The sequence below is a fragment of the Longispora sp. NPDC051575 genome (assembly GCF_040681875.1).
Taxonomy (GTDB): Bacteria; Actinomycetota; Actinomycetes; order Mycobacteriales; family Micromonosporaceae; genus Longispora.
On record NZ_JBFAZP010000014.1, the window covers coordinates 100,608 to 108,402 of the forward strand.

The following is a 7,795-nucleotide window of genomic DNA, read 5'->3' on the forward strand; positions in this document are numbered from 1 at the left end:
AGCCTTCGCCGCTGGCTTTCAGCTCGGTCGAGTTCCACGGGGAGTTTCGTTGCGGCTCATGCGCGCCGTTCTGGTCACTGCGATGGCGTTGACGGTGTCGGTCGCCGTCGCTCCGGTTCCGGCGAGTGCGGCCTCGCTGCCACCCGCTCCGTACGACGCGCTGGTCCTGGACGGTGGTGACGGACAGGGCTTCGCGGGTACCCGTACCTTCGACCGGAACAACGCGACCTTCACGGGCTCACGCTGGTCGGGTACCGACGGCGGCTTGGCCCTGAACGTCGACTCCCCAGGCCGCTTTCCGTGGTACCTCATCCTGAAGCCGCCGGTGGGCAAGCGGTGGGTTCCGGGTACCCGGTATGTGGTGCAGCCCGACGTGGACGTGAAGAACCCGGAGTACGCCACGGTCCAGGTCAGCGGGGACGGGCGGAGCTGCGGGATGCAGGTGCCGGGGTCGATCCTGGTCAGGGAGGCCGTCTTCGGGGCGGACAACCTGCTGACCGCGTTCGCCGGGTCCTTCTCCGTGGCGTGCGGATACGACGCGGACGCGATCTCGGGGGAGGTCCGTTGGCACTCCTCCGTCGGCTACACCGGATCGGGCGGGGACGCCCCCGGCGTCGACTTCGGGCGGCAGGCGCTCGGAGTTCCGGGGCAGGCACGGACGGTCACGTTCACGGCGGTCGGCAGTGAGCCGACCCGGTTCGGGGCGCCGGTGGTCAGCGGGGCCAACCCGGCCGCGTTCGCGGTCTCCGGTACGTGCGCCAACGCGACCCTGACCTACGGGCAGACGTGCACCGTGAAGGTCGTGCCGACGCCGTCCGCGCTCACCGAGCAGTCCGCCAAGGTGACGATTCCGGATAACTCGGTCGGCGGTCGGAAGGTGCTGCCGGTGAAGCTGGTCGGCGTACACCCGAAGACCGTCGCTCTCGACGGGTCCTACCTCTGGTTCGGGAACCAGGAGATCGGGGCGTCCGGGGAGCCGCAGAAGCTGACGGTGACCTCGTCCGGGATCGAGCCGGTCACCTTCGGCCCGACGTCGATCGGGGGCGACTCGCCGGCGGCCTACACCGTCACGTCCGACGGCTGCGGGAACCGGACCATCGCTGCGGGCGACACGTGTTCGGTGAGTGTCGTGGCCCGTCCGACGCGGAAGATGTACGGCTACGAGACGGCGCTGCTCCAGTTGCCGAACGACAGCACGACGAATCCCGTGTCCGTGCAGCTGACGGTCAACGGCATCATCGACTCGACCGGCGCCTACTACCCGATCACGCCGCGCCGGATTCTCGACTCCCGGGCCGGGATCGGCGCGGGAGCCAAGGTCAGCCCCGGCCAGACGGTCAGCCTCATGACGGTCGGCGACCGCGACGTGCCGAGGTACGGAGTGGGCGCCGTCGCGCTGAACGTCACGGTGACCGAGCCGACCTCCGACAGCTTCGTGACGGTCTACCCGTCGGGGGTGCCCCGGCCCGACACGTCCTCGCTCAACATCGTCCGGGGCTGGACGGGGGCCAACTCGGTGACCGTCGCGGTCGGGGAGGACGGCCGGATCAACCTGTACAACCAGTCCGGCCAGACCCACCTGATCGTGGACATCGTCGGCTACTTCGCCAAGGACGACGTCGTGCGCGGCAACGGCGCTGTGGACGGCGGACACCTGCTCCCCGTCCGGACAGAGCGGCTGTTCGACAGCCGCTCGGACTGGGGCGAGAAGCTCGCCGCGAACCACTACCTGCGGCTTCCCGTCAGCTACGGCGCCGACATCGACCCGCACATCCGGGCTCTGGTCGTGAACATCACCGCCACCGAGCCCGACGGCGCGGGCTTCCTCACGGCCTGGAGCGGCACGACGACGTTCGGGGTGCCGTTCACGTCGACCCTCAACTACACCAAGGGCGCCAACGTGCCCAACATGGCCATCGTGCCCACGGCTCCGTGCGTGAAGTGCGGTGGCGCGGAGGGTCTGCCGTCCATCGGCGTGCACACCTCGACCAACACCCACGTGGTGGTGGACATCGTGGCCGTCTTCGACGACGGCACGCTGCCGGGCGGTCTGCTGTTCCGGCCGATCACCCCGACCCGGATCGCCGACTCCCGGATCGGCCAGGGCACCCCGACGGCCATCGGGCCCGGCGGTACCGCGAACGTCGTGGCACCGCCCGCGCTCCTCGCCGACGGCACGAAGGTCCTGGCGCTGAACCTCACGGCCATCGCCCCGACCGACCAGAGCTACCTGACCGTCTGGCCGAACGGCGGCGCCCGCCCCACGGTGAGCAACCTCAACCCGTACCGCAACCAGATCATCCCGAACGCCGCCGTCACCCGGCTCGGCACGGGCGGGTCCTTCAACATCTTCAATTTCGCGGGTACGACCCATGTCGCGGTCGATGTCGTCGGCACCTACTACGAGAAGCCCGCCCCGGCGGCAGTGGGTCCGCTGGGACTCCGCAGTCCCGCCCCCGAACTCCGGCTGCTCCGGCGCGGCGCGATCCGGGTGTGACGGCGGGGCGGGCCCCTAGTTTCCGCCCGCGATGGAGCTGGTCGCCGGGAACCACGTGGCCTCGCTCACGCAGTCGGGTGCCATGGTGATCCCGCGCACGAGTTCCTCCAGGTAGGGCGGGTTGGGGGCGGTGAGCGTCCGGAACTGCAGGGTGCACTGGCCCATGTCGACGTACTGGCTGAGGTTCGTCGGGACCCACTTGGACGGGTGACCGGCGACGGTGAGGTTCTGGTGTTCGGCGGTGAGCGAGTCGACGTCGCGGGTGGGAAGCACGTACATGTACACCGTCGTCGCCGGCTCGCTCCCGGTGGGCAGCGTCCGGAAGCTGACGTTGAAGTAGCCCCACTGCACGCCCGCCAGTTCGTGGCCGGCGGGCAGGTGCGCGATCCGCAGGGGTACCCGGGTGACGACCGGTGGGCCGAACTCCACCCGCTCCGCCAACACCGGAGGCAGTCCGATCTGCGGGACACCTTCGGACTGCTCCAGGATGGCCCAGCCGCCGGGTGCCCATTCCCAGACCAGTGCGCGGTGGGTCGCGGGCCCGGTGGGGGGCACGTCGCGGACGGCGTAGTGCGCGGGCCGCCCCGCGACCGTCACCGTCGGGGCGCCGTCGACGGGCATGTACTTCTCGTGCAGCGGCCGGCCCTGCACGTACACCATGAGCGTGCCCTGGAACGCCGGCGCCGTCGACGAGACGTTGAACGCCTGCAGGTTCTTCGACAGGAACTTCACGTTGAAACGCGTCCCGTTCACGTCCCCCTCGCGGACGGTGATCGCCAGTGCGGGGCGGGAGGTCGGGGTCGCAGGGGTCGTCGGAGGTGTCGCCGGGGGTGCGGGGGGTTTGTGGCTCAGGGCGGGCACCAGGAGGGCCGCGAGCACGGCCAGCACGCCCAGGGTCGCGGCGACCGTGATCCGCCGGCGACGTCGGCGCACGATCAGCCGTCCGACCGCCGCGAGCACCGGGGCCGGGGCGACGTAGCCGGGTTCGTCCGCGCGGAGAGCGAGGAGCAGGTCTTCCTCGGTACGGTTCATCGGGTCTCCTGGGTGAGGTGCACCCGGGGCGACACCCGGAGCGTGGCCAGGGCGCGGGAGGCGTAGCCGCGCACGGTGCCCGGGCTGCACCCGAGGGCGTCGGCGATCTCCGCGTCGGTGAGGCCCTGGTAGTACCGGAGGACGATCACGGCGCGCTGTCGGCGGGGCAGCAGCGCGAGCTCGGCGCGGAGGGCGTCGCGGTCGGCGTGGCTGGTCGGGTGGTCGGGGGCGTCGGAGGGCGGGAGGCCGACCGAGGCGTGCGGGACGACCCGGGACCAGCGCCGCCGCCAGGACAGGTACTCGTTGACGACCATCCGCCGGAGGTAACTCTCGGGTTCGTCGATCCGGCGCCACCGGGCGTGCGCGCGGACGAGGACCTCCTGCACCACGTCCTCGGCGAGCGCGCGCTCACCGGTCAGAACCGTGGCGTACCGCAACAGCGCGGGCAACCGCGCCGCCGCGTACTCCTCGAACGTCATGCGATCCCCTCCGCCGGCGGTCCGTGCCCACTACACACGCGCGCCGGGCCGGATCTGTTGTGCGGGGGGCCGGGAAATTCTCGCCCGGCCGCGCGCACCCGGGACCGTCGGCCCCGAAGACGGCGGTGAACGTTCCGTCAGGCCCGCGACCTGCCCCGGGGCGTTCGGGGCACGGCCGTCACGCGTCGTCACGTCGTGTACCGCGCGCCTGTTCGGTGTCTCGCGTTGTCCGTGGGCTCGTCGCGACCCGTGGAACCTGGGCCCACGGCTGTCTCGAACTCTGGCGGTCGGGGCCCGACTACCGCAGTGTCATATCGCCCGGTCCGCATTCGAATAGGCGTGCCGACGACCCGTGCCGAAAGGCCGCAAGGGGAAACTACGGTGCGTCAGAATTCGACTACTTTGACGTGTCCACGGTGGATCGCCACTAAGCGGGAGTGACCGTTTTCGTGCTGGATCTGTCGAAAGTCGACAGCTGGCAGGTCGCTGTTTTCCCAGTTCAAAGGCGGTTTTCGAGGGTCGTCGGGCGGCTGCAATTCCCCTTACGGAACGGTGACAAATTTCGTTCTGGCAATCCCTGAATTCTAGGGAGTCGCAACTCGGAACCTGTGGAAGGGTGCCTTCTGCGGGAATTCCGCAATTCAGTAGGGAGTCACATCATGAGCTGGGGCGACATTGGTCGAAGGCTACTCATGTCGATCGACGCCAAGGGCTACGGGGGCAACGACGACCGGCGCCAGTACTCCATCCAGGACCGGCTCGTCGGGGTTCTCGACGGCGCCGCCCGGCGCGCGGGCCTCGACCGTGCGGCCTGGATCCGACAGCCCGCCGGTGACGGTGAGCTATCGATCCTGCCGGCCAGCGAGCGGGAACACGTCGTCGTGGACGAGTTCGTGCGCCAGCTGAGCTACGGCCTGACCGACCACAACCACGACCTGGTCGCACCGGCCAGGCTGCGGCTGCGGCTGGCCATCCACTTCGGCGTCGTGATCCCGGCCCCCAACGGCTACGCGGGCCAGGGCGTCGTCACGGTCAGCCGGCTGGTGGACAGCGCCCCGGCCCGGGACGCGCTCGTCGCCCTGCCGGAGGCCAACCTCTCCGTGATCCTGTCCGCGCGGGTCTTCGACGACACGGTCGCCCAGCGGCACACGTCCCTGGCGGCGGCCGAGTTCCGGCGGGTCCAAGTGCGCAACAAGGAGTACGTGGACGACGCGTGGCTGTACGTGCCGGGCGGGGACGTCCTGGCGGTGGACCTGCCCGGGGCCGCGCCGGACGCGGCCCGGCCGGCACGGGAGGGGTCGGCGCACCTCCGGGACGGATCGGCGCACGCCCGGGAGGAGGCGGCGCACCCCCGGGAGGAACCGGCGCGCCGCCCCGCCCCGGCGTCGTCGCAGGTGACGAACGAGTTCCACGCACCGATCCACATGGGCGACCGGGCCGTCATCGGCGTGAACAACGCCTGACCCATGACGACCGACGAAGCGCTGCGGGACGCGGAACCCGCCGTGGAGACCCCGGCCGCAGGGCCGGAACCCACCGGGCCGGACCGGGAGTCCCCGGAGCCGGACAGGTCCGAGGCCGAGGCGACGAAGCCTGAGGCGTCGAAGTCCGAGACCGGCAAGCCGTGGGCCGCCCGGCCGCCTGACCTGCTCTCGGAGCGGGCGGAACGGGCCGGGGACCCGGACTCGGCCAACACCGGGCACCAGCTCGCCACCGTCATCAACAACTTCAACGACCGGGTCTTCGCCCCCGATTCGGTGCTCGGGGTGTCCGGCGGCGCGCGGCAGCTGGTCCCGAAGGGCGGGCGCCTCGACCCGGCCCGGATCCGCGAAGCCCTGGAGCACTACGTCGTCCCGGTACCGTACGACGACGCGCTCGACGCCCTCTACGTCGACGGTGTCGTGGTCCTAGGCGGCGACGCTGGCCTGGGCAAACGGGCCGGCGGCCTGCACCTGCTCCGCGAGGTCGGCACCGAGACGCTCTTCGTGCTGTCCCCGGTGCTCACCCTGAAGGAGCTGGCCGAGCGCCCGTACGAACGGGGATTCGGCTACCTCCTGCTCGACCGGGAGGACGAGGGCAGCACCGCGGAGACGGACTTCGTGTGGCGCACGGTGCGCGACCAGGTCCGCGACGCGGGGGCCTACCTCGTCATCACGACCACGAAGGCGCACGGGCCGGTGGAGGCGGTCCGGCACGTCGCGTGGGAGGTCCCGGACCTGCGCCAGGTCCTCCGGGCGCACCTCGCGGTGACCGACGTGGCCGCCGACGTCGTCGACACCGTCGTCGAGGCGTTGGCCGACGGGTGCACGATGACCGCGTTCACGAGGGTCGCCGTGCAGGTCGCGGGTGGTGAGCCGGCGGAGAAGGCGCTGGACGACCACGTCCGGTCCGCCGCGGGCGACGTGCCGGCCTGGTTTGAGAAGCCGAGGACCCGGAGCGAGATCCTCGAGGTCACGGTCCTGTGCTTCGCCGAGAACGCGAGCGACCGGCGTTTCGAGTCCATGCTCGGAAAGCTGGAGGACGTGATGGCGCGCCACCTGCCGCTGGCCGAGCAGCAGCCCGACGAGTCCCGCCAGTCGGAGCCGGACGTGCTCCCGGAGCGCCGGGGCCGGCGGATCACCCCGGACGGCCTGATCGGGTTCGAACGCGCCGCTGCCGGGGTGGGCGGCGGCCGGACGCTCGTCTTCAAGCGGCCCTCCTACCGGTCCCGGGTACTCGTCGAACTGTGGGAGCGGTTCGAGGCCCGGTTCTGGGACGCGGTCCGGGAGTGGGTGGACGAGGTCATCCAGCACCAGGGCGGGGTGGCGATGGCCTGGGGGCTGTCGATGCTCGCCACAGTGGACTTCGCCGAGGTGGAGGGCGCGTTCCTGGAGCCGTGGTCGGACGGCTACAAGGGCTGGCCTGGCCAGTGCGACGCGGCCTTCGTGCTGTGGGGGATGTGCTTCGACGACACCACCGCGCCGATCGCGCTCCGAACCGCCAAGCGGTGGGCCACCCAGGGCTCGCCGGCACAGCGGTGGACCGCCTCGGTCGCCTTCAGCGGGCTACTCGGAGTCTGCTACCCCATCGAGGCGGTGCACCGCCTGTGGCAGCTGGTCGTCCAGAGTGGGGACGGCAGCGAGAGGGCATGCCTGGCCATGGCCGTGCTGTTCGGCGAGCTGACCGACGGGACCGACGACGCGAACAAGATCGTGGGGATGCTCGATCGGGCGCGGAACCGGCGGGGCGACCAGCGGCGGTCCACCCTGACGATGCTCACGATCCTCGCCGTGCTGTCGGTGCGCAGTTCCGCCACCGGCCGGCCGTCGAGCTTCATCTTCCTGCACCGGTACCCGGAGCGGGTCGACGTCCTGGCCAGGCTCTGGGCCGCGATCCTCCAGCACCGCGGCTACCGCAGGCGGGCGCTCACCGCCCTGTGGCAGGGCCTCGACAGCCTCAAGGAGATCAGCGACGAGCCGGCCCGCGACATCCGGGCGCTCGGTGAGGCGCTCGCCCGCGCGCTGCCCGTCGAGGAGCACGAACCACTGCGCAACGACCTGACCGTGATCGAGCGGTCGCTGCGGAAGAAGAAGGCCAAGGAACAGGAGGGATCGCTGGTGCATGCGCTGTTGACGGCCATCGAGCGGTTCCTCCGCGACGAAGGGTCGAAGGAGTCACCATGACGGATCAGTACCCGATCATAACCCAGCAGCACCTCAATCCGGTCCCGGACCGGGGCTTCCTGGGGATGGGCAAGAAGGTGCGGGCCCTCGACGAGGTGCCCAAGCCGCACGCCCACCAGGTCCTG

The 7,795-nt window shown here is 70.9% G+C and carries 5 protein-coding genes; 3 read left to right on the plus strand and 2 right to left on the minus strand.

The genetic code is table 11. From position 1 onward, the window contains the following. Positions 1–58 precede the first annotated feature (58 nt). Positions 59–2,497: a choice-of-anchor D domain-containing protein gene (locus tag AB0M43_RS35615; RefSeq protein ID WP_363731322.1), complete on the plus strand. Its 2,439-nt coding sequence runs from the start codon at positions 59–61 to the stop codon at positions 2,495–2,497. A 15-nt stretch (positions 2,498–2,512) separates the two neighbouring features. Here the strand turns inward: AB0M43_RS35615 and AB0M43_RS35620 are convergent, their stop codons facing one another. Both AB0M43_RS35620 and AB0M43_RS35625 read right to left on the minus strand, forming a co-directional pair. Beyond that, positions 2,513–3,529 carry a hypothetical protein gene (locus AB0M43_RS35620; protein ID WP_363731323.1) on the minus strand — a complete coding sequence of 339 codons (1,017 nt, stop codon included), beginning with the start codon at positions 3,527–3,529 and terminating at the stop codon, positions 2,513–2,515. After that, on the minus strand, positions 3,526–4,008 hold the full coding sequence (locus AB0M43_RS35625; RefSeq protein ID WP_363731326.1) for a SigE family RNA polymerase sigma factor: 483 nt from the start codon (positions 4,006–4,008) through the stop codon (positions 3,526–3,528). The genes AB0M43_RS35620 and AB0M43_RS35625 overlap by 4 nt, the downstream gene beginning before the upstream one ends. Positions 4,009–4,700: 692 nt before the next feature. Between AB0M43_RS35625 and AB0M43_RS35630 the strand changes: the two genes are divergently transcribed. After that, a complete protein-coding gene (locus tag AB0M43_RS35630) occupies positions 4,701–5,471 on the plus strand; it encodes a hypothetical protein (RefSeq protein WP_363731328.1) in 771 nt (256 codons plus the stop codon). A gap of 3 nt (positions 5,472–5,474) precedes the next feature. Further along, positions 5,475–7,670 (plus strand): hypothetical protein, encoded by a 2,196-nt coding sequence (locus AB0M43_RS35635; RefSeq protein WP_363731330.1) that lies wholly within the window; start codon positions 5,475–5,477, stop codon positions 7,668–7,670. The last annotated feature ends 125 nt before the right edge of the window (positions 7,671–7,795 follow it).

Excerpts from the sequence above, each read along its gene's own strand:
- AB0M43_RS35630 (WP_363731328.1), top strand. The coding sequence starts at position 4,701 with ATGTCGATCGACGCCAAGGGCTACGGGGGCAACGACGACCGGCGCCAG.
- AB0M43_RS35620 (WP_363731323.1), bottom strand. The coding sequence starts at position 3,529 with ATGAACCGTACCGAGGAAGACCTGCTCCTCGCTCTCCGCGCGGACGAA.
- AB0M43_RS35635 (WP_363731330.1), top strand. The coding sequence starts at position 5,475 with ATGACGACCGACGAAGCGCTGCGGGACGCGGAACCCGCCGTGGAGACC.
- AB0M43_RS35615 (WP_363731322.1), top strand. The coding sequence starts at position 59 with ATGCGCGCCGTTCTGGTCACTGCGATGGCGTTGACGGTGTCGGTCGCC.
- AB0M43_RS35625 (WP_363731326.1), bottom strand. The coding sequence starts at position 4,008 with ATGACGTTCGAGGAGTACGCGGCGGCGCGGTTGCCCGCGCTGTTGCGG.